The following is a 21020-nucleotide window of genomic DNA, read 5'->3' as shown; positions in this document are numbered from 1 at the left end:
GAAAGAGAGAGACGCGGCATCATGACGCCTTCGGAAACCATGGAAGCTCATCTGACGACGCCTGGGCAACGACTGCTCGGGCGCAGAATTGTTGTGACCGGCGCGGCGTCGGGGATCGGAAAATCGACTGCCCAGCTCTTCGCTAGTGAGGGCGCTTCGCTCGCGCTACTGGATCGTGACGAACATGGCGTACTGCGGTCTGCCGAACTCACCGGCGGAACCGGTTACGCAGTCGACATCACGGACGAGGAGGCGGTCACGGACGTAGTCGATCGGGCGGCCACTGCGCTGGGCGGCATCGACGGTGTAGTCAATGCCGCTGGAATTATGTTTCGCGGCTTGGCATCCGATGTCACAGCGGGTGACTGGCGGCACGTGCTGGAGGTCAATTTGACCGGTGCGTACATAGTTCTGCGTAGTTGTATCCCCTGGCTGCAGAAGGAGGAGACCGCGACGATTGTGAACATCGCGTCAGCGCAAGGTTTGCTACCCAATGCTCCCGGATACACCGCATACGCCGCCTCCAAGGGCGGAGTGTTGAACCTGACCCGCGTTCTTGCCGCCGAGCTTGCACCGACAGTGCGAGTCAACAGTGTGTGCCCCGGGATGGTGGACACCGCGATGGCGGATGGACACCGAAACAACGTTGGGAACTATGCGCTGGGCCGATTGGCTGAGCCGATCGAAATTGCTCGGTCGATTCTCTTTTTGACCAGCTCGGAGTCGTCATACGTCACAGGCTCAGCGCTAGCGACCGATGGTGGCCGGTCCTTCCACTGAAATAAGCTGCCTGCCAATTGTATTGGACTATCTGGAGCTGGTCGACTCGTCGACCAGCTCCAGATCGCTCGATGGGCCCGCGGTGCGTCGCTTGTGACGCGCGCGGACCGCGGACCACACTGCGATATCGAGCACGATGAGTATTGCTGCGATCACCGCGACGGCAGGCATGCGGCCGAGCCCGTACGCAAGAGGTGCGAGGACAGCGCCCGTCGAACCGCCCGCGAAGACGGCGACCATGAACATGGTGTTGGCGCGCGCTTCGTACTGTTCGTTTGCAGAGAGCACCCTCGTCTGGTTCGCCGCTTGCAGCGATTGGTTGCAGGCTGTCACGACGAACAGTGACACCGCAAACAGTGCGATGTGATTGGAGTCGAATGCGACAGATATGCACGCGCACAACAGGATCGGTAGGCTCACTCCGATCACTGCAAGAGATCCGAATCGGTCGATGATTGGACCGAACAGTGGGGTGAAGACAACCGCTGAGAGCCCGACCAGTCCGAATAGTCCCGCGGATGCAATAGACCAGCCGTGGGTCTCCGAGGTCAGGTGTATCACGCTGACAGTCCAGAACATGTTGAACGTCGCGAACGCGAAAAACTGTATGCACGAGGACCCGATGAGTTCGGGGCTGCGCGTGGTGAGCCTCAAAGTGTCTGCCAGAAGCGTGCGATACTTTTTGCCCGGCGCTGGAGTTACCCACTGCACCTGCAGAATTCGCCGAGTCAGCGGAATGGTGCAGAGGATTGTCGCAGCGAAACAGGCGACGACGAGCCTCCATCCGATCCATTCGACCAGCAGGCCGGCGATGATTCGGCCTCCGAAGACCCCGACCAGAAGAGCGCCGACCATGGTCCCGGTCGCCCTGGATCGTCTGTCACCCGGAGCCAATTTACCGACCACCGGAATGAGGACCTGCGCAATATTTGCCACCAGCCCAACCGCGAAGAAGCTGACCGCGAGCGCAATGACGTTGGGCATCAGGGCGCAAACTGCCAGTGCCACTCCCAGCGCAGCCGACTGAATCGTAATGTGTCGACGCGGATGTGCTCGGTCGGCAAGTGGAACGAACAGGAATATTCCGATCGCATATCCGAGTTGGACCGCGGTTGCCACTGCACCGGTGACCAACGGTGAGACACCGAACGACTCCGCCATGGCGGTCAGGAGCGCTTGTGGAAGATAGATGATGCTTACTGCAATGGAAGCCGATAGGGCGAGGATAAGCAGACGGATGGTCCAATTTCGTTCTCGTAATGCCGATGCCAATTTCGATCCTTGCTCTGGGCGTCGAATACTCGTCGGTGAGGCTAATCGGGGACCGCGCCGTGCCCCGGCGGTCGACTACACTCTACGTCGATCGTCAAACATGTTGTACGCGAAGGAATTGAGCAATCGCGCGCGGCCGTCCTACTGAACCCGTGTGGTGATACAGAGCACGAGTCGATAGTGGCAGGCTATATGGCTGATCACAAACCGATATTGGACATCGAATAGTCGATGCCTGTTAATGGTGGTGGACCTACCGGACGTCCAAGGCGAAGGGAATCGTGGCATCGCGCTCGAACATCGATCGGACTGCGCCCATGCAGTCGCCCGTATCCGCGGACCTGTCGCTTCGCAAGCGCGTTGACCGTCGGTCCGGTCTCGCTTCTGGTGAGGTCACGGCCGGCCCGCTGCTCGGGGGCGACACGGTGTTGGCCTCGCGACCTGTGGATATGGCAGGTTGTCCCACGAAGTGTTCGCCCACTTCGCCCACTTCGCGCCGATTCAGAATCAGGTGCCACCAAGAAAGAGGATATCGTGACCAAAAAGATTGCAATTCTTCACACGAGTTTCGTTTTCGTCTCCGTCGAGCCTGTGATCAACGACTTGATCGCCGAGTTGATCCCCGGTGCAGAGGTGATGCATTTCGTGGACTCCGATGTTTTGGCCACAGTTGTTCGTGAACAGGGAATCTCGCCGAACAGTGAAGTGCGAATGACGCGTCTTGCTCAGGCTGCAGAGGCCGCTGGTGCCGACATCATCTTTTCCGCGTGCTCTTCGCTCGGCCCGGCTTTGGACGTTGCTGCGCAGAACGTCGGGACGCCCGTGGTCAAGATCGACGAGGCAATGGCTTTGCAAGCAGCCAGCGACGGTCGACGGATCGGCGTGCTGGCAACGGTGCCGACCACTCTGGGCCCTACGTCCGATCTGATCGAAAAGAAGGCAGTCGAGATCGGCCGCGATGTGGAGATCGAACAGCGGTTGTGCGAAGGCGCTTTCGCGGTTCTGATGGCGGGAGACCGCGAAAAGCACGACGCGCTCATCATCGAGCAGGCGACGAACCTCGCCGAAAAGGTCGACTTGATCGTCCTGGCGCAAGCTTCCATGAACCGCCTCGCCGAGGTATTGCAGGAGAAGACCGGCGTTACGGTGTTGTCCAGTCCGCGGATGGGTGTTGGCTACCTGGCTCAACGTGTCTCTCAATTGGCCGTCTGACAGATTCCAGTTGGTCTGTCTCGAAACCGAACTAACCGTCACAATGGGGTGCGCAGTGTTGCTCGAACATGAAGTGTTGTCAGCTTTTCCCGACGAGGTAGCTATTTCGGCCTCGACAGTGTCGGAGAACATTGCGCACGACGGCGATAGTCCTCGCGTGTTGGTCGTTCTTGACGATGACCCCACAGGTACTCAGTCCGTGTGGGACGTACCGGTACTCACTAGCTGGGAACCGAGTGATTTCGACTGGGCCTTCAATCGCATTCGAGACGAGGGAACCAAGCCCGCCGTCTATGTACTGACCAACACTCGCAGCCTGAGCCCGGCTGAGGCCGCTGCTCGGAACGAGGAGGCGGTACGAAACGCGCTGACAGCAGCGGCCACCGTCGGTGGAGATTTGACTCTGTCGTTCGTCAGTCGGGGTGATTCGACCCTGCGTGGACATTTTCCGCTCGAGCCCGACGTCATTGCCGCAACCGTAGCCGCAGTGACCGGTGATGGCACCGATGGCGTTGTGGTGGTACCCGCGTTTCCCGACGCAGGGCGGGTAACCATCGGTGGAGTTCATTACATGCGCGCTTCGGGCACCGAGACCGGAAAACTGATCCCCGTAGGGGAAACGGAGTTCGCCAACGATGCCAGCTTCGGCTTCGTCCACTCGTCGTTGCCCGAGTACATCGAAGAGAAGTCGGACGGTCGACTTCCCTCACAGTCCGTGATCGTTCTGGATCTGAATGTGATTCGAGCGGGTGCGGCAGCGCAGGACCCGCTCATCTCGGCCAAAGCTATCGCCGATGCAATCGAGCCTGCAACGAACTCGACTCCGATCGTCGCAGACGTCGTCACCGAGAACGACCTTCGAGCGCTGGCGTTGGGACTGCTGGAATCCGAACGCCGCGGGAAGAAGTTGCTCTACCGAGTCGGCCCGCCGTTCGTCCGTGCACGCATCGGCCAAGAGATTCGTGCCGCACTGGTTTCGGACGATGTCTACGCGGGCAGCACTTCCGCCGACGCTGGCGGATTGATCGTGGTGGGCTCGCATGTCGCGATCACCACACGTCAGCTCAACGCCCTCACAGCGGCTCATGGCTCGGCTCGTGTCATCGAAATCGATGTCGAGCAACTACTGCTTGCCGGTCGCCAAGCGCTCGACAATCCTTATGTGGACGCTATCGTCGCCGATGTTGTCGATGGCCTGCAGGGCAGCGATGTCATCGTCCACACCTGTCGATCGCTCGTCAAGACCGACGACGCGTCGTCGAGTTTGGAAATAGCTCGTACCGTCTCGGCGGCGGTGGTTGCTGTGGTGAAGCGGACCCTCGAAGCCTTTCCACCTCGATTTGTCATCGCCAAAGGAGGCATTACATCCTCCGACGTTGCTGCACACGGGATGGAGATCCGCCACGCGATCGTTCGTGGGCCGATGCTGCCCGGCATTGTCTCGTTGTGGGAGCCAGCCGAGGGGCCCGGCCGGGGTATCCCGTACGTCGTCTTCCCTGGCAACGTCGGCGACGATCTGTCATTGGTCGATGTCACTCGAAAGCTGAGTAGCAAGTTCCACCAAGAAGTCGGGGGGCGAGCGTGAGCACGTATCGCGGAACGAAACTACGGGTAGGTCTACAACTGGGTTCGATTGCCGGGACTTGGGAAGGCGTCCTCTGATGCGTACTCGACTCGATGATCTGGTTTGCACAAGCCTGACGCATGGGTCGGCTGTGCCGGCCTTCACCTGTTACGACTTCACGACGGCGCTCGCCGTTGTTGCCGCCGCGGAGGCCTCCGGCTGCGGAACGACGTTGTTGGTCGCCCCCAAATCGGCAGCGACCGAGCACGGTCGCCGGCTGATAACGGCGCTTCGAGGTCTCGCAGACGGAGCAGGCGTTCCCGTCGCAATACAATTGGACCACGCAGGAGACTTGGAGATGATCGCCTCCGCCGTGGCGGCGGGAGCCGATTCCGTTCTTGTAGACGGTTCTTCGCTGTCGTACGAGGACAACATTGCGTTGGTTCGAGCGGCACGCGAGCTCATCGGCCCCAACATCGTGATGGAGGCAGAGTTGGGTGGCCTCGCCGGCGACGAGGACCGTGCTCACGTCGCGTCCGGCACCGAGGCGTCCGATGCCCGCCTCACTGATCCGGAGTTGGTCGCGGACTTCGTGGATCGGACCGGTGCTCAGCTACTCGCCGTTGCAGTGGGCAACGTTCACGGCCGATACAGCGGCGATCCACAGTTGAGATGGGACGTTCTACGCAACGTCGCTTCTCGCACCTCGATACCACTCGTCTTGCACGGGGCGTCGGGAATCCCCGCAGACGATCTGGTCAGGGCGACAACGATGAACGTTGGCAAAATCAACTTCAACACGGAGCTGCGAACTGGCGTTCTGGAGGTTCTGGAACGTGAGTTGCCGTCGTATCGTGCGGACGGGGAGAACCTGCTCGGTTTGCTGGGGCAGTGGGATCACGCCGCCCAGGCATTCGCCGTCGCGACCCTGGACACTCTGACCCGCTGAATCCCGCAGAGGCGTCGGCACCGAGCAGTCTCTCGAAGAACGGCAGTCGGCCCTCGAATAGCACTGCAGCTGAACATCTGTCGTGGACACCCTCCTGCTTGGTGACATGTATGTCATGGGAGTACATCCGCGTTCGGTCGGTGGGCGTTCGCATCGTCGAGAAGGCTCAGCTCGAGCATGGCGACTGGCGCTGTGGCCGACCGAAATTCGAGGATGCGAAACGCATCCGCTGCGTTCGGCACCGCCATCGACCAGCAGTCCGTCGGCACGTATCGCTCGGATCTATAAGCCGAATCGGCTTTCGGTATTGGACGTGAGCGGGCTGTGACGACTTAATGGTCAACGAGCCCAACGTGATCTACGCGACATGGAGGACCAGTAATAGTGCAGTCGACCATGCGCCGCATCGCGCCGGTCTCCGTCAACGGTATCGGCACAAAGGTGGTAACCGTTGGGAGCGCTTCGCGGCCGACCTGTTCTCGGCGGGGTTCGATTGGGAACGAGGCGACGAAGATCGAAGGTGTTCGATCGACTTCACTCTCCCCGACAGGATTCGGGCTGCGGGATGGGATTCCTGAACGAGTCGGCAGAGGCCACCTGGTGATCGGCGGTTGCGCCCGACGTCATACGAAAACCAACCAAAGGTATGTTGCTGTGAAATCTCGACTTCGAAGGTGTCCGGTCGATCAATGCATGCGAGGTGTACGCCTCCTCGGTCTCGATACCGACCCGGTGTCGAGGGGAGCGGGGCAGTGAGCACACACATCGATGCGGGCAGGCGACTCGACAACTTGCCGATGGGAAAGTTCCATCGGCGCCTGATCATTCTGGTTGGGCTCGGAATGTTCTGGGATGCGTTCGACAACAAGCTTTCTGCTGCGGTTCTTGCCTCGATGCTGCCTACCGGCTTTTCGACGCTGGAACTGAATTCGCTGTTTCTGTCGTTCACCTTCGCGGGACTGGCAATCGGGGCAGCGTTTGCGGGTTGGCTCAGTGACCGCGTCGGCCGAGGCTTCGCATTTCAGTTCAACCTGGGGTTGTTCGCGGTGTTGGCGTTGTGCGCCGCGTTGGCACCCAACATGGAAATTCTCATTGCTCTGCGCTTTCTCATGAGTATCGGAATGGGCGCCGAATACGTCATCTGCTACGGCATGATCACCGAATTCATTCCGCGTGCTCGCCGTGGTCGGTATTTGGGCATCCTCGGCTTCTTCGGCGGACTGGGGGTGACGGTGTCCGCTGTCTTGGGTTGGTTGGTGATTCCTACATTCTCGTGGCGCGCGATGTTCGTGATCGGGGGCGTCGGTGCGCTCGTTGCGTGGTGGCTGCGCCGTTCGATGCCGGAGTCGCCGCGTTGGTTGGAGTCACGCGGACGGTACGAGGAAGCCGAAGCGGTAATGCAGGAGATCGAGAGGCAGAACGGCACCCCGAACACCCTGACCTACTCACCGTCGAGCTCCGACACCGCGTCGACCTCGGCCAGCGAGAAGACAGAGTGGGTGCCGATCACGGTGTTGTTCTCCCGTCCGGTGATCGCTCGGACGGCAATGGCGTTGTTCCTCACTGTCATTTGTCTGTTCGGTTCCAACGTGATTACTGGTTGGATGCCCACGTTCTTCGTCGAGCAGGGGTTGACCGTGTCTCGATCCCTGGGCTTCAACGCCGCGATCATGTCCGGGTATGTGGTCGGGCCGTTGCTGTGCGTTCTGATCGCAGACCGCATCGGTCGTCGAACCAGCATCGTGATGTTCGGAACGCTTGCGGCGATATTCGCGGCAATCTATCCCTTTATGCAGGAGCCTGCCCTGATTGTCGTCATCGGGTTCATCCTGGTGGCCATGGCCGCATCGTTCTTGACGATGTGTCTGGGTACCGTGCCCGAATTCTTCCCCACTGCCTTCAGATTCCGCGGAGGGGGACTGACTCAGACCGTCGGTCGGGTGGGCTTGATTTTCTCCCCGTTCATCGTTCTGTGGTTGTACTCCCACTTCGGAATTGTCGGAGTAATTCTGGCTCTCTCTGGCTTGTATGTGATCGCGACCCTGATGTATGCCGTCGCCCGTGTCGATACTTCTCGAGAGGCTCTCAGCCAGATTTCCGAGGAGGCTCAGTCCGGAGATGGTCGAGAAGCCGACTCTCGACCCATGAAGGATGCCGACGCACCGGTCGGACCCACTCGGACCGGTCGCTGAACCCTCGACCACACAGGAAAGCCACGAAATGGATGCTGTAATTTTTCTCGGCGAGAACAAGATCGAGGTTCGGCGGGTCCCGGATCCGGTGCCGGGACCGGATGAGGTCGTGATTCGCGTCAAAGCTTCCGGGATGTGTGGGAGCGACCTGCATCACCTGCACAGTCCGCTGCGGGCCGACGACGCACAGGTGATCGAAGGTCATGAGCCGAGCGGCGTTGTCGAGTCGGTCGGAACTACGGTTCGACCCGCCGAGGCACAGGTGGGGGATCGGGTCATGGTTCATCACTACGACGGTTGCCGCGCATGTCGGTACTGCCGCTCGGGCTGGACGCAGTACTGCCCGAACGGCCGCGTCGTGTACGGGGGTCTCAACGGTGACGGCGGACATGCTGACTTCATGAAGGTCCCTGCGCACACGCTGATCAAACTGCCCGATTCTCTGTCTTTCAAGACCGGAGCTGCAATCTCGTGCGGAACGGGTACCGCGTTCGCGGCGATCAAAAGGATCGGTCTGACCGCTACGGACACGGTCGCGATCTTCGGGCAAGGGCCGGTCGGATTGAGTGCGACCCTGCTGGCCAAAGCGTTCGGAGCTCGCGTCATCGCGGTCGACATCGATCCTGCACGGCTCGAAATGGCAAAGTCTTTCGGTGCCGATTTCGTCGTCGACCCCGCCGAGGTGGATGCTGTCGACGCCGTTCGAGCGCTGAGCAGCACCGGCGAAGGTGCCGACAAGTCGATCGAGTGCAGCGCCAACGCACTCGTGCGCCAAGACGCTGTTCGGTCGATTCGGCAGTGGGGGACTGCGTGCATGGTAGGTGTATTCGGACCGTTGGAGATCAGCAGTGACGAACTGATTCACCTTCACAAGACGATCGTGGGCTCGCTCACGTTCAGCAAGAATCTCCAAGAGGAATGCGCATCGTTCGTTGCAGAGCGTGGCCTCGACATCGAGGCACTGTTCACCGACGAGTTCCGCATCTCGGATGCCGAACGCGCGTACGACCTGTTCGATCGACGTGAGATCGGGAAGGGTGTCTTCGTCTTCGATTGACGTAGCTCGGTCGATCGGCAGCAGGGGTCGTTCGAGAGCGCCGGCCAAAATTCGCGGAAGCCTGACGGGTCCGTATCGTTAGGCGCGGCAATGAACGGTGCCCTGTCGGTGCGCTCCTCGGCAGTGCCTTCCCTCCTCGGGCCTTTCGCGCCATGCTGGTGACATCGACCAGGAAGGAACGCCGTGACAGACCAACCCAAGCAAGTAGGAGGTGGGCGGGCGATATTCGGAGAATTCGCCCCGAAGCTCGCCGAACTCACCGACGACGTGCTCTTTGCCGACGTCTGGAACAGGACCGAACTCGCCGCACGTGACCGAAGCCTCCTCACGGTAGCGGTGCTCACGGCCGGCGGTGACACCGAGCAGCTCGGGTTCCACCTCGGCCGCGCCATCGAGAACGGCGTGACGCAGGACGAGCTCATCGAGGCGATCACGCACGTCATGCTGTACGCGGGCTGGCCCAAGGGGATGGCGGCGATGGGTGTTGCGAAGAAGTTGTTCGACGACCAGGCAGGTACCGAAAAAGGCTGAGCTGCAAATGCATTGGGCTGAACCGATCGATAGAAGGTAGAATTGTGAATATCGAACCCCCCGTTTCCACCACGAAGAACCCCGCAGCCCAGTTCGCCGGTGATGTCTGGCTGGATCCGATCGCGCTCCCGCACGAGTCGAGTCAGACCATGGTCGTCGCGACGGTTCGTTTCGCCCCAGGAGCCCGCACGGCATGGCACTCCCACGAGAACGGCCAATACCTGCGCGTTACGCAAGGAATTGCCCGATTCGGAAGCCGAGACGGCACCATCATCGAGGTGCACCCCGGGCAGACTCTGTACACCCCTCCCGGTGAAGAGCACTGGCACGCTGCAGCCCCGGGCGTGTTCATGGAGCATATCGCCATGCTTCAGAACGGCGAAGATCCCGCCACGACGACGACCTGGGCCGAACACATCACCGACGACCAGTACGAGGGCCGCTGAGCTACTCGGAGGCAATCAATCGCTCGGCCACCTGCACCACCCGGTCGATCGGCACCGAGAAACCGATGCCGATATTGCCGGACCCTTCCCCGCCCAGCGTCGCGATGAGCGTGTTCACGCCGATGACCTGCCCGTCCAAGTTGACGAGCGGTCCACCGGAGTTACCGGGATTGATCGAAGCGTCGGTCTGAATCATCGGACCACCTCCGGCGCTTCCACGTGACTGCCGATCGAGTGCACTGATGATTCCCGCAGTCACGGTGCCGCTCAACCCGAGTGGCGAACCTACAGCGAGGACGGGTTGCCCGATCTGCAGGGGCGCACTGGTGCCGAGTTGCACGATCGGCGGCGGCGGACCATCCACCCGCAGCACCGCGATGTCATTGGCCGGATCGCTTCCCACGACAGTGGCGCGCACACGATCACCGCTGGCGAGCCGAATGCTGATCGCGGACTGGCCGTCGATGACGTGATGGTTGGTGACGATATGGCCGGCACCGTCGATTGCGAAGCCCGAGCCGGTCGATCGACCCGCCACCACCTGCACCACACTCGGGAGTACTTGGGCAGCAGCGGTTTCGGCGGTCGTTGTCCCCGGCGTAGCCGCTGACTGGGTCAGCCCGGTCCTGGCCTGGAACACAGTGGTCGTGTCGATTGTGTAGGCCGTTGCCACGCCTGTCGCAGCGCTGATCAGCAGGCACCCGACAACCAAGCGCCAGGTGCCGTTACGCGGGCGTTCGAAGGCTCGCGGCGGAGGAAAGTCGGGTTCGGTGAATTGGGGCACCGACGGATGCGGTGCCGTTGCAGGCGTCGGCCGAACATCAGGAGCGATGAACTCCGGGCGGAAGCGGTGGACTGGTCGATCGATCACAATGTCCCTGTCGGTTCGTCGAATGGCTGTTGTCGGTCGAGCGTCAGAGCATCCGGGCGAACCATCGCATCGACATGGCTGCGGCGGCGAGCGCTGACGACAGTCCCAGGACCATGAGCCACATGGTTATCTCTCGGTACTCGGTTCGATAACCGATGGACGCTCCGATGTCGCGGTAGACGTCCTCAAGTTCGTCGCTGCTCTGGGCGGTGTACGCGAGTCCACCGGTTTGCTCTGCCAACCCGCTCAGGGTCTCCGTGTCGACTGGTACCGGCATTCCACCGAAAGCGTTGTCCAACATGCCGTTCGGTGTTCCGTACGCGATAGTCGAGACAGGAACCGCGTTGTCGGAGCTGGCCTGCGCGGCCTCGGCCGGAGGTCTTCCCGCTGTATTGGACCCATCGGAGAGCAGCACGATTCGTGCGGGAACCGACTCGGCTGGTTGCTCGGCCCTCGGGTCGACCGGAACGTCGTCGACCGAGGCGATGGCGTCGAGGGAGGTGAAGACAGCCTCGCCCAGAGCTGTCGAACTCGACACCAGCAGATTCTGGAGGCTCGCTATGGCGGCCGCATGGTCGGTGTTGGGTGGCGCGATGACGGCGGCGGAACCGGAGAACGCGACTACTCCGACATCGAAACTGTTGGGGAGATCGTCGATGAAATCGGATGCAGCAGCGACCGCAGCCGCCATGCGGCTGGGCGCGACGTCCGTGGCCTGCATCGACGCCGACGTGTCGATCGCGATGATCACCGTGGCGCGCTCTCGCGGAACCTGAACCGCCACTTCGGGTCTCGCCGCCGCCAGGCCGAGAGTGACGAATGCGAGCAAGAGAGCCGCGGCCGGAACGTGGCGTCGCCACGCGGGTCGTTCGGGGACTATGCGGTCGAGCATCGGAAGGGCTGCGAACCGCACGGCGTATTTGCTGCGGCGGCGAAGGGTCAGCAGATACGTGATCGCGATGATGGCCACCGGGATCAACAGCAACAAGCCCCACGGGGTGAGAAAATTCATGATCGATTCCACTCGTGGACGAAACGCGACAGGTCGAGCAACCAGTCACGATCGGTGTGCAGGACCAGATGTCCGGACCCAGCAGCTTTCACCGCAGCCGCGACGTCCGCGCGAAACGCAATGGCTTGCTGCTTGTACAGCTCGCGTGTCTTGCGGTCCGAGGTCCAGATTTCGCGTCGACGGCCGGATTCGGGGTCGACGAACACGACGGAACCGACGTCGGGCAGCGTGAGATCGCGAGGGTCGATGACCTCGACGACGATCACTTGGTGACAGGCCGCCATCCGCCGCAAATTCGGCTCCCAGACGAATGGGCGTTCCACGCGTCCGTCGGGAGCCATCATGTCCGACAAGATGATTCGTAAGCCGGGTCGGCGTGCCCGTCGGTTCAGCTCACCGAGCGCAGACGCGAGATCGAGCGCTGCGATACCGTCACGTGAGGCAGTCACCGATGTATCCATCGTGTGATGGGCCGCCTTGCGGGAAGCCCTCGGGCGTGAGTAGGCCACGCCGTCGACTGTGACCCGTGCGATTCCCACTCGATTTCCCGGAGCATCGGTAAGAAGTCCGAAAGCCGCAGCGACAAGCCGTGCGAGATCGACTTTCTCCGTCTTCGCAGATCCGAATGCCATGCTGGGGGTCTCGTCGACGAGCACCCACGACTCGAGTTCGTGCTCGGCTCGTGTGCGCCACACGTACGGTTCCTGGCTACGCGCTGTGACGTTCCAATCGATTCTGCGAACGTCGTCCCCTGGGTGGTAGCGAGTGATCTCCTCTGCTTCGCTGCCGGGACCGAGCCGAAAACCGTCGTGATCACCGTGCAGAAGACCGGACACACGCCGACGAATCTGTAATTCCAGAGACTGAAAGTTGCTGGTCCTCATGCAGACACCCGCTCGGCATCGCTCTCGTGCGGTGCAAGTCGCGGCGGGACGATCGTCCGAACGACAGTCTCGATCAAGGACCGCGCATCCACATTCTCCGCAGCGGCGTCGAAGGTCAGAACCAGTCGGTGGGCCAGGACATCGGGTGCCAGATCCGCCACATCGACAGGCAGGACGTAGTCACGGCCTCGCAGCAGCGCCAGCGCTCGAGACGCTGCGACCAGTCCTAGCGTTCCGCGGGAACTCACTCCGTACTCGAGAGCGCCGGCGATCTCGGGGACACGGTAGTGGCTCGGCGACCGTGTAGCCATCACGAGACGCACTGCGTAGTGCTCGATCGCGTGATGGACGAACACATCGGTTGCCGCGTCCTGCAGCGCTACCACCTCTTCGGGGGTGAACAGGTTCTTCGCCCTCGGCTGTGAAGTCCCCATCTGTCGGACGATGGCCATCTCCTCGACCTCCGTCGGATGCGACACATCGATTTTCAAGAGAAATCGATCACGCTGCGCCTCGGGAAGCCGATACACGCCGTCGGTCTCGATGGGATTCTGAGTGGCGAGTACCAAGAACGGATCGGGGAGCTCGAAGGTCCGTCCACCGATACTGACCTGCTTTTCCGCCATCGCTTCGAGCAACGCTGATTGGACCTTCGCGGGCGCTCTGTTGATTTCGTCCGCGAGCACGAGGTTGCCGAAGATAGGTCCGAGCTCCGTGTCGAAAGTTTCGGTCGACGGCCGCCACACCCGGGTACCCACGATATCGCCGGGCATCAGGTCTGGAGTGAATTGGAGGCGTCGGAATGTACCGCCGAACACGTCCGCGATTGTCCGCACGGCGAGGGTCTTGGCAACACCGGGAACTCCTTCGACGAGAATGTGTCCGCGGGCCAACAGCCCCACGAGCATTCGCTCGACCATCGGATCTTGTCCGACGACAACGCGTTTGACTTCGAATAGCGCCTGTTCGAGCCTGGCTCCGGGAGCTGCATGAATGTTGTTCACCGTCGTTCGTCCGTTCCGTTGCATTGTTCGATGGGCGTGTTCGATTCGGTGATGTCGTTTCCCGCCGAGTCGACGACGACTCCGTACGTAACCTCGGGTTCGTCGGTGGTGTCGGCGAAGGCAGTACCGGCGGAGGCGAAGCAGGCGACAATGGCCGCTGCGAGGACTCCGTACCTCACGGTCCGGCGCGGGGTCTCTGTGTATTCCGGGGTCATTGCTATCTCCTCGAATTGTTCGTGGTGCAGCGTCGAGAGTGGTGACAGTTCACCACCGCGATACGAAAATCATCGGCAACGCAGACGAAAATCGAGCGAAAGACCATTCGATTTCGGCCTGGGCCGGCGGTATCTTCTGGATATGCGCTTATTGATCGTCGAGGACGAAGAAGGTTTGGTGAGCGCGCTCGAAATCGGACTTCGGCGGGAGGGGTATGCGGTCGACGTCTCGTACACGTGCGCGGATGCCGGCCTGAAATTGGTCACGAACGCCTATGACTTGATGCTGCTCGACGTCAACTTGCCCGATGGTGACGGTTTTGCTCTCGCCCAGCAGGTGCGAGATGGTTCACTCGTCTGCGAATCGGGTACCGATCTTCGAGTACTCATGCTCACGGCCAGGGGCGGGCTACCTGATCGGGTGCGCGGTCTCGACGTAGGTGCCGACGACTACGTGGTCAAACCATTTGCTCTGATGGAGCTTTCGGCACGCATACGGGCATTGCTGCGGCGGGAAGTGATCAGCCCGTCCGTCGTCGCTCGGGTCGGTGAGATCACTCTCGATTCGGCTCGACACATCGTTCGGCGCGGTGACCGTGAAGTGTCGTTGACGCTCAAGGAGTTCGCGGTGCTCCGGTATCTCATGAGCAAGCCCGATCACCTGGTGTCCGCCGAAGAGTTGCTGACTCATGTCTGGGACGAGAATGCCGATCCGTTCACCCAGACCGTGCGTGTCACGGTGGGAACTCTACGGCGCAAATTGACCGTCGGGTCCGAGCCGCCTGTGCTCGAGACGATGATCGGAAGAGGGTATCGACTTCGGAACACAGCATGATCTCGATTCCGGAGCGGTTCCGGACCATCCGAGTGCGATTGGCGCTGAACACTTCCGCGTTGCTGTTTTTTGTCACAGCAGCTCTACTGACCGCGGTCTATGTCACGTTGTCCAGCACGGTAGAGGCAGCCCCGCTGGATCCGGTCACCGTCAAGAAGTTCGTTCAAAGCGCCGATGGGACGATCGAATACCGGCAGGGGGAGCAATTTCAGGCGGCCGATCTGGCAAGCGTGCAACGAGCGGTCAACCAGAACACCCTCGACACCTTGCACAGCGCTTCGCTGATCGCTTTGGTGTCGATCTTCGTGCTGTCTCTTGTCATCGGCTGGTACGTAGCCGGGCGAGTGCTGCGCCCGATCGAACGTATCACCGCGACGGCTCGCGAAATCAGTGGTAGCGATCTGTCGAGGCGAATCAACGCGACCGGCCCGCGCGACGAGCTACGTGCTCTGGCCGACACAATGGATGGAATGCTCGAGCGTCTCGAAACAGCGTTTCGGACGGAGAGGACTCTCGTGGAGGACGTCAGCCACGAACTGCGCAATCCGGTAGCTGTTCTGCAGGCAAATGTCGAAGCTGTTCTCGCGAACGAGGACTCGACGCCTGCCGAAAGGGCGGACGCGATGGTGATCGTGTCACGGGCAACGGCGCGGATGTCTCGATTACTCGAGGATTTGCTGGCCACGGCGCGCCGCCGTTCCGGTGCCTTCGTCGAACGCGAGTTGGACCTTGCAAGTATTGCCGCGGATGCTGCCGAGGAGTACCGATTTCCCGCCGAGGAGCGCGCGTTGGAATTGGTGGTTCGAGCGACCACCGGACCGGTCGTCTACGCGGAACCGGAGTCGCTCGGGCGCGCACTGGGCAACCTACTGTCCAACGCGATCAGGTTCGCCCCCGATGAATCTTCTGTGACGGTTGGCGTTGGGAGCCACAGTGGTTGGGCGTGGATCGCAGTGCGCGATGCCGGACCAGGCATAGCCGATTCCGACCGAGAAGTGGTGTTCGAGCGGTTCCGACAAGGCGGAGTGGGCGAGGGCGTCGGCGGCGTCGAGAGCAACGAGGGCCGACGCCGGGGCAGTGGCCTCGGATTGACCATTGCCCGGCAGATCGTGGAGAGTCACGAAGGCCGGCTGGCCCTGTTCAGTAGGTTGGGTGTGGGAAGCACGTTCGTCATCTGGTTGCCGGACCGGGCGGTCGCCGGTGCCGGCGATCGTGGTCCGATGCCGCCAGATGTCAATCCATTGCCCGCACCGGACCGGTGAGGCCGACGCTCGAATGTCCCGTTCGGTTGCCTCCACAGACTGATCGGTCGGTACGCGGACGGCCCGAGGATCGCGATAGGTGCCCTGGCAGGGACTCCCATTGTCCGATTTGTGCACCTACCGTTTGTAGGGACAATTTTTCTCACACTTGAGGTAGGAACAATGAAGAAGCAAATACTCACCGGGGCCGTCACATTGGGGTTGCTGGGTTCGATCGTCGCGTGTTCACAGAGCGCGGACGGTGCGGGTAGCGACCCTCTGACCGGAGAGTGGCGCATGACCTCGCTCGAGGTCGGCACCGAAGGTGACCTGCAGCCGGTTCCGTACTCGGGACAGATCACCTTCACCGGCGACACCGTGTCCGTTCAGGCCATGAATCCGGACACCGAGGCACCCGACACGGCTCTGACGGTGCAGGGATACGAGGCGTTCTACGGCGACCTGACCACCGATCCGGATGCCGGAACATTCACCATCACAGTCGAATCGGCGTTGGCACGCGATTTGATCGGGCAGACCCTCGATCGAAACTACGAGGTCGATGGCGACACGTTGGTCCTGACGCCGAGTGATCCGGCCGACGGGTTTCGTGTGACCTACGAACGTCACTCCAGCGCGTGAGCGAGACGGGCACGACAACCAGGGTCCGGTCGAGAATGCGCGGGGCGTCGTCCGCGGTCGGACTGATGTGCGTCCTTGCACTTGCGTCCTGCTCCGGGGGAGCCGATGCCCCTGACGTTGCACCATCGGAAGCTTCTGCCCCGCCACGGACCGCGGATACCGCGACGACCAGCGAGGAGAGCGTCACGACAGAGAATGGAGAATCCATGCGCGTCGAAATTCAGGTAGGCGACAGAACGGTGAGTGGAACGCTGAACGACAGCGCGTCGAGCCGCGACCTGCTGGCTCAGCTTCCTTTGACAATCACTATGGCCGATCACGGTTCGGTGGAAAAGACCGGACCGCTACCTGTCGAATTGACAACCGAGGGTTCACCTTCGGGAGCGGACCCGAATCCGGGTGACATCGGGTACTACGCCCCGGGAAACGATTTCGTGCTCTACTACGGTGACCAGAGCTACTTCCCAGGGATTGTCATCCTGGGGAGCATGGACGAGACCGGACCCGACATTGTCGGCGCGATCGATGGCAGCGTGACGGTGACCGTTACTCGATCGGACTGAAACGTCCACTGACATCACGAGGTCTGTCGGTGCACCCGTCCTACAGTCGGAGGGCGGGTGCACGACGCGGTTCTCTACGATCATCTCGACGACTGCCCAAGGCGGCGACTATGCCGATCCGATGTCGTTGCGGCAGAGCTGGATACGAATTGGGGCAGTTTCGAGACGAGCTACCTCAGGAACGACTACTGCTCGGGCTGTGTTCGGCGGCCCAAGAGCCGAGGAGGTGCAGACGTTCCGCGCTCGGAGAACCTGGCTCCGCTGTGTAGACCATCAGGATGGAACCTGGATCTGCGGTGATGACGAGTTCCTCGTAGGCGAGGTGGACCTCACCGACGATGGGATGGTTGAAGCGCTTCTTACCAGCGCCGTGAGAGCGAACGTTATGTGCGCCCCACAGAGTTCGGAAAGTTTCGTCGCGGGTGGAGAGCTCACCCACCAGGTCTTGCAGGCCCTTGTCGTGTGGATCGCGTCCGGCTTCGGCTCGCATGATGGACACACACATTTGAGCAAATGCATCCCAATCGGGATAGAACTCGCGGGATACCGGGTCCAAAAATTGGAAACGTGCAAGATTTGGAACCCGCCCACCGTCTCCGATGATCGGCGCGTAGAACGCTTTGCCGAGATTGTTCGTGGCGAGAAGATCCTGTCGCTGATTGCGTACGAAAGCGACGCCGTCGGTAATCGAATCCAGTGCCCACTGGAGGCTTATCCGAGGAGCAGCGGCCCGCACGGTCTTTCGGCGCGGGCGTCCGGAGGTGGGGACGCCATCCGCAGCACGCGCAAGATCGAGAAGGTGTGCGTGCTCGGTATCGTCGAGTCGCAGTGCGCGCGATAGCGCGTCGAGTACGGATGACGACGCACCGCCGATCGCGCCGCGCTCGATGCGGGCGTAGTACTCGACTGACAGACCGGCGAGAGCAGCAACTTCGCTACGTCGCAATCCGGCCACACGCCTGTTTCCGCCGCCTGTCAAGCCCGCATCTTCAGGCGAGACCTTGGCTCGGCGGGTCATCAGAAACTCCCGTACCTCCGCTTTGTTGTCCATGGGTTGAGCGTAGAGTCAATTGCGGCAATGAACGATGCCCTATCTGTACACCTTTCGCGGGGGCACCGTCGCAACGTCGCATGTTTCGGGTTCGCGTGCAATGCTGTTCCCGTCACGAAATCCGACCGGTTCAGCCCGCGCATCGTGGATTGATTGGTCTTCGAAATCCGCCGTCCATGCTGAGCGCTCCGACTGGCCAGTGCGGTGACGTCTATAACCGGCAGCACTGCGAGGTAGCGCTCGATGCCTCGTACTCCGCTACTCGTACGCAACTGGAAGGTTGGGGCCCGTGCCCGATATCGGACTTGTTCTCGCCTGCCTGGCCGGAGTCTGTGCGCCGTATCTTCTCGGTGCAGCCGGGGTTGTCCTGTTAGCGGAGTCTGCGCTGCTGGTGGGTCTCGTCCTTCCCGGAACCAGCACCGTGCTCATCGTCGGGTCGGTCGTCGGGCTCGGCCGCGTGGATCCGATCGTTGCGGCAGTAGTGATGGTAGTGGCGTCGTCCGGGGGTGCGCAGACAGCCTTCTTGCTACGCCGCCGTCGTGGTGGCGCGAGTTCGATGCCCCTTCCCCCGAACAGTATGTCTTCATCGAAGTTTGTCAGGCGGGCACAGAGTGGTTTCGATCGCCATGCCACTGTCGCCTCCATTGCGAGTCATCTGTTCGGTGGCACCAGAACCTTCGGTCCGCGGTTGGCGGCGGCCTCCCCGATGTCGTTCCGAACTTTCGCGCTGTGCAATTTTGCCGCCGCGGCGTTGTGGGTGACCATTTTGCTGGTGGTGGGTAGCACCGTCGGTGCCAATCCGAACGTCGCGCCGTATTTCATCGCTGCCGGTGTCGGCCTGATGTCCATCACGTACGGCGTGGGACTCGTACGGCGCCGGGCACGCACACCCTCTGCAGGGCCGATGGATTCGGCACCGACCTTCGATGTAGCGGCATCCCCGTAAAGGGTGTTCTCACGACTGCGATGCCGGCAGTTCAGTGGACGGAAGCCCAGTGCCGATCGTCGAATCGCAGCCGCGTCGAATTGCGGTCCGTGTCCGACCGGTTTCACCCCACCTGCTCGCCCAGTATTCGATCAAATATCGGGTGACCACGGGCTTTTCTGTACCCCGCCTGCTGTGCCTCATACCCTTGATGGCAAAACGTATGACAATTACCTAACGTCCTTATTGACATACAGATCCTTGTGATACAGCATGTATCTGGATGTGCCGTCCGTTGCATCACGCGAACCCATCTGTGCCGCAATCAAAGAGGCCCTGAGCCGGCAGGGGTTCTCGTCGCAGAACAAAAGGAGAGCGAATGACCGAGTCGCACAAAGACAGTGACCGTCGAAAGAAGCTCGGCGGGGCGATAGGTGAGATCGGTACGCAGTTCGATTACTCGGTGTACGCGCTGATGGCACCGACCATCGCGATTCACTTCTTCCCGGCAGGAAACCCAGCGGCTGCGATCCTGGGAACCTTTGCCGTGTATGCACTTTCATTCGTTGCGAGGCCGTTCGGCGGCGCACTCTTCGGGTACGTAGGTGACAAGTTCGGCCGCCTTGCCGTCTTGTCCTGGACCGTCGTGCTGATGGGTGTCGGAACGATGCTCATCGGAATGATTCCCACCTACGAGTCCATCGGCCTGGCCGCGACACTCATTCTGATCTTGTGTCGATTGCTGCAGGGACTGTCGATCGGAGGCGAGACGACAGGCGTCGAGAGCTACATCGTGGAGTCGGCTCCCGCGACGAAACGAGCGTCCTGGATGGGGACGGTGAAGTCGTTCTCGTATTGGCCTGTGGCCGCGGTGGCTGCGATCATCTTCGGCCTTCGGTCGGCGTTGGGAGAAGAAGCATTCGAAGCGTGGGGATGGCGAATCCCCTTCATCCTCGGTGGAGTCGTGGCCGTCGTAGGTTACGTGCTGCGCCGGACGTTGGAGGATCCCGACGAGTTCGTCGAGGCCGCAGCGGAGTACGAGAAGATGAACACTCCGGAGAACGCGGGGACGGTGTCCGGCGCGATGCGGGGAGCCTTCGGCACGCGCAAGTCCATGCTTCTGGTCATCTTGTTGCAGCCGCCGTACGCGATCGGCGCTTATCTGCTCAGCGGCTACATGTACACCTTCGTGGTCAGCCATGGAGGTATACCGGCCACGAGTGCGTTGCTCTCGAACATGGCGGCCATCATGGTTCTCGCGGCACTACTTCCCGTCATGGGAAAGCTGTGCGATCGGCTCGGACGCAAACCGATGTACTACGCCGGAGCGATCTGGCTCTTCGTCGCCGCGTATCCCGCGTTCGCACTTGCCGGGTCAGGAACGGTAGCCGGCGCATTCGTCGGACAGGCACTTCTCTCGATAGGCCTGTCGATGTACGGAGCGGCGATGTTCACCGGAATGGTCGAGATCTTTCCGACGGCGCTTCGGTGCCGTGGCCATGGAATCTCGTACAACCTCTCCGTGGCTCTCTTCGGTGGCACCACGCCGCTCATCGCAGCAGCACTGATCAGCGCTACCGGAAATCCGGTCGCTCCTGCCTTCTACGCGATGGCGGGAATCGGCCTCATCGGACTGGTTGGCGTGTGGCTTGTGCCGGAAACGAAGAACACCGATCTGCGGTCGTCCGTCTACGGTCTGCCCAGTTCCGCGGTGCCGGGGCGTACCGACGAGACCGACGCATCCGATTCGGCGAAGGTCGTACATCGAGCGTGA

General features: G+C 61.3%; 21 protein-coding genes. 14 read left to right on the top strand and 7 right to left on the bottom strand.

Annotated elements, in window-relative coordinates; translation table 11 throughout:
- The first annotated feature begins 21 nt into the window (after positions 1-21).
- Positions 22-780: an SDR family NAD(P)-dependent oxidoreductase gene (locus CH305_RS01410; protein WP_218828562.1), complete on the top strand. Its 759-nt coding sequence runs from the start codon at positions 22-24 to the stop codon at positions 778-780.
- A 27-nt stretch (positions 781-807) separates the two neighbouring features.
- On the opposite strand, the gene CH305_RS01405 is transcribed toward CH305_RS01410, so the two are convergent.
- A complete protein-coding gene (locus tag CH305_RS01405) occupies positions 808-2052 on the bottom strand; it encodes an MFS transporter (RefSeq protein WP_094702217.1) in 1245 nt (414 codons plus the stop codon).
- 534 nt (positions 2053-2586) lie between these two features.
- Here CH305_RS01405 and CH305_RS01400 point away from each other — a divergent pair.
- The 7 genes from CH305_RS01400 to CH305_RS01365 all read left to right on the top strand — a co-directional run bounded on the left by CH305_RS01400 (position 2587) and on the right by CH305_RS01365 (position 10003).
- On the top strand, positions 2587-3264 hold the full coding sequence (locus tag CH305_RS01400; protein WP_094657889.1) for an aspartate/glutamate racemase family protein: 678 nt from the start codon (positions 2587-2589) through the stop codon (positions 3262-3264).
- A gap of 43 nt (positions 3265-3307) precedes the next feature.
- Complete coding sequence (locus tag CH305_RS01395; RefSeq protein ID WP_218828561.1) at positions 3308-4849, top strand: four-carbon acid sugar kinase family protein; 1542 nt, start codon at positions 3308-3310, stop codon at positions 4847-4849.
- 76 nt (positions 4850-4925) lie between these two features.
- On the top strand, positions 4926-5777 hold the full coding sequence (locus CH305_RS01390) for a class II fructose-bisphosphate aldolase (RefSeq protein ID WP_094702215.1): 852 nt from the start codon (positions 4926-4928) through the stop codon (positions 5775-5777).
- Between the two features lie 752 nt (positions 5778-6529).
- A complete protein-coding gene (locus tag CH305_RS01380; protein ID WP_094702211.1) occupies positions 6530-7969 on the top strand; it encodes an MFS transporter in 1440 nt (479 codons plus the stop codon).
- Positions 7970-7997: 28 nt separating this feature from the next.
- Positions 7998-9026, top strand: a complete 1029-nt coding sequence (locus CH305_RS01375) for a zinc-binding dehydrogenase (protein WP_094702377.1) — start codon at positions 7998-8000, stop codon at positions 9024-9026.
- 183 nt (positions 9027-9209) lie between these two features.
- Positions 9210-9557 (top strand): carboxymuconolactone decarboxylase family protein, encoded by a 348-nt coding sequence (locus CH305_RS01370; RefSeq protein ID WP_094702209.1) that lies wholly within the window; start codon positions 9210-9212, stop codon positions 9555-9557.
- Between the two features lie 44 nt (positions 9558-9601).
- Positions 9602-10003: a cupin domain-containing protein gene (locus CH305_RS01365; RefSeq protein ID WP_094702207.1), complete on the top strand. Its 402-nt coding sequence runs from the start codon at positions 9602-9604 to the stop codon at positions 10001-10003.
- A 1-nt stretch (position 10004) separates the two neighbouring features.
- On the opposite strand, the gene CH305_RS01360 is transcribed toward CH305_RS01365, so the two are convergent.
- From CH305_RS01360 to CH305_RS01340, 5 genes are read right to left on the bottom strand one after another with little or no spacing between them, the layout of a single operon-like run.
- Entirely contained in the window at positions 10005-10874 is an 870-nt protein-coding gene (locus CH305_RS01360) for a S1C family serine protease (RefSeq protein ID WP_218828560.1), read from the bottom strand.
- Between the two features lie 43 nt (positions 10875-10917).
- Entirely contained in the window at positions 10918-11886 is a 969-nt protein-coding gene (locus CH305_RS01355) for a VWA domain-containing protein (RefSeq protein ID WP_094702203.1), read from the bottom strand.
- On the bottom strand, positions 11883-12770 hold the full coding sequence (locus CH305_RS01350) for a DUF58 domain-containing protein (protein WP_094702201.1): 888 nt from the start codon (positions 12768-12770) through the stop codon (positions 11883-11885). The genes CH305_RS01355 and CH305_RS01350 overlap by 4 nt, the downstream gene beginning before the upstream one ends.
- A complete protein-coding gene (locus CH305_RS01345) occupies positions 12767-13774 on the bottom strand; it encodes a MoxR family ATPase (protein WP_306436909.1) in 1008 nt (335 codons plus the stop codon). The genes CH305_RS01350 and CH305_RS01345 overlap by 4 nt, the downstream gene beginning before the upstream one ends.
- Complete coding sequence (locus CH305_RS01340; RefSeq protein WP_094702197.1) at positions 13771-13989, bottom strand: hypothetical protein; 219 nt, start codon at positions 13987-13989, stop codon at positions 13771-13773. Before CH305_RS01340 ends, CH305_RS01345 begins: the two co-directional genes overlap by 4 nt.
- Positions 13990-14131: 142 nt before the next feature.
- Here CH305_RS01340 and CH305_RS01335 point away from each other — a divergent pair, with 142 nt between their 5' ends.
- From CH305_RS01335 to CH305_RS01320, 4 genes are all read left to right on the top strand, one after another.
- The gene (locus CH305_RS01335) at positions 14132-14824 is read left to right on the top strand and encodes a response regulator transcription factor (RefSeq protein WP_094702195.1); all 693 of its coding nucleotides are present in this window, start codon (positions 14132-14134) and stop codon (positions 14822-14824) included.
- Positions 14821-16086 (top strand): cell wall metabolism sensor histidine kinase WalK, encoded by a 1266-nt coding sequence (locus CH305_RS01330; protein WP_094702193.1) that lies wholly within the window; start codon positions 14821-14823, stop codon positions 16084-16086. The genes CH305_RS01335 and CH305_RS01330 overlap by 4 nt, the downstream gene beginning before the upstream one ends.
- A gap of 162 nt (positions 16087-16248) precedes the next feature.
- Complete coding sequence (locus CH305_RS01325; protein ID WP_094702191.1) at positions 16249-16707, top strand: lipocalin-like domain-containing protein; 459 nt, start codon at positions 16249-16251, stop codon at positions 16705-16707.
- A gap of 206 nt (positions 16708-16913) precedes the next feature.
- On the top strand, positions 16914-17270 hold the full coding sequence (locus tag CH305_RS01320) for a cyclophilin-like fold protein (protein ID WP_256983441.1): 357 nt from the start codon (positions 16914-16916) through the stop codon (positions 17268-17270).
- Between the two features lie 175 nt (positions 17271-17445).
- On the opposite strand, the gene CH305_RS01315 is transcribed toward CH305_RS01320, so the two are convergent.
- Positions 17446-18321: a helix-turn-helix transcriptional regulator gene (locus CH305_RS01315; RefSeq protein WP_094702187.1), complete on the bottom strand. Its 876-nt coding sequence runs from the start codon at positions 18319-18321 to the stop codon at positions 17446-17448.
- Positions 18322-18610: 289 nt separating this feature from the next.
- On the opposite strand from CH305_RS01315, the gene CH305_RS01310 reads away from it, so the two are divergent.
- Positions 18611-19267 carry a DedA family protein gene (locus CH305_RS01310; RefSeq protein WP_037189066.1) on the top strand — a complete coding sequence of 219 codons (657 nt, stop codon included), beginning with the start codon at positions 18611-18613 and terminating at the stop codon, positions 19265-19267.
- A 358-nt stretch (positions 19268-19625) separates the two neighbouring features.
- Positions 19626-21020, top strand: coding sequence for an MFS transporter (locus tag CH305_RS01305; protein WP_256983440.1), 1395 nt, complete (start codon positions 19626-19628; stop codon positions 21018-21020).

This window comes from Rhodococcus sp. 15-649-2-2, from assembly GCF_002258645.1.
Lineage (GTDB): Bacteria > Actinomycetota > Actinomycetes > Mycobacteriales > Mycobacteriaceae > Rhodococcoides.
The sequence above is the reverse complement of the archived record's forward strand: the minus strand, read 5'-3'. Positions and strand labels throughout refer to the sequence as shown.

Excerpts from the sequence above, each read along its gene's own strand:
- CH305_RS01335 (WP_094702195.1), top strand. The coding sequence starts at position 14,132 with ATGCGCTTATTGATCGTCGAGGACGAAGAAGGTTTGGTGAGCGCGCTC.
- CH305_RS01330 (WP_094702193.1), top strand. The coding sequence starts at position 14,821 with ATGATCTCGATTCCGGAGCGGTTCCGGACCATCCGAGTGCGATTGGCG.
- CH305_RS01315 (WP_094702187.1), bottom strand. The coding sequence starts at position 18,321 with ATGGACAACAAAGCGGAGGTACGGGAGTTTCTGATGACCCGCCGAGCC.
- CH305_RS01325 (WP_094702191.1), top strand. The coding sequence starts at position 16,249 with ATGAAGAAGCAAATACTCACCGGGGCCGTCACATTGGGGTTGCTGGGT.
- CH305_RS01350 (WP_094702201.1), bottom strand. The coding sequence starts at position 12,770 with ATGAGGACCAGCAACTTTCAGTCTCTGGAATTACAGATTCGTCGGCGT.
- CH305_RS01340 (WP_094702197.1), bottom strand. The coding sequence starts at position 13,989 with ATGACCCCGGAATACACAGAGACCCCGCGCCGGACCGTGAGGTACGGA.
- CH305_RS01395 (WP_218828561.1), top strand. The coding sequence starts at position 3,308 with ATGGGGTGCGCAGTGTTGCTCGAACATGAAGTGTTGTCAGCTTTTCCC.
- CH305_RS01305 (WP_256983440.1), top strand. The coding sequence starts at position 19,626 with ATGACCGAGTCGCACAAAGACAGTGACCGTCGAAAGAAGCTCGGCGGG.
- CH305_RS01410 (WP_218828562.1), top strand. The coding sequence starts at position 22 with ATGACGCCTTCGGAAACCATGGAAGCTCATCTGACGACGCCTGGGCAA.
- CH305_RS01320 (WP_256983441.1), top strand. The coding sequence starts at position 16,914 with ATGCGCGTCGAAATTCAGGTAGGCGACAGAACGGTGAGTGGAACGCTG.
- CH305_RS01355 (WP_094702203.1), bottom strand. The coding sequence starts at position 11,886 with ATGAATTTTCTCACCCCGTGGGGCTTGTTGCTGTTGATCCCGGTGGCC.
- CH305_RS01390 (WP_094702215.1), top strand. The coding sequence starts at position 4,926 with ATGCGTACTCGACTCGATGATCTGGTTTGCACAAGCCTGACGCATGGG.
- CH305_RS01375 (WP_094702377.1), top strand. The coding sequence starts at position 7,998 with ATGGATGCTGTAATTTTTCTCGGCGAGAACAAGATCGAGGTTCGGCGG.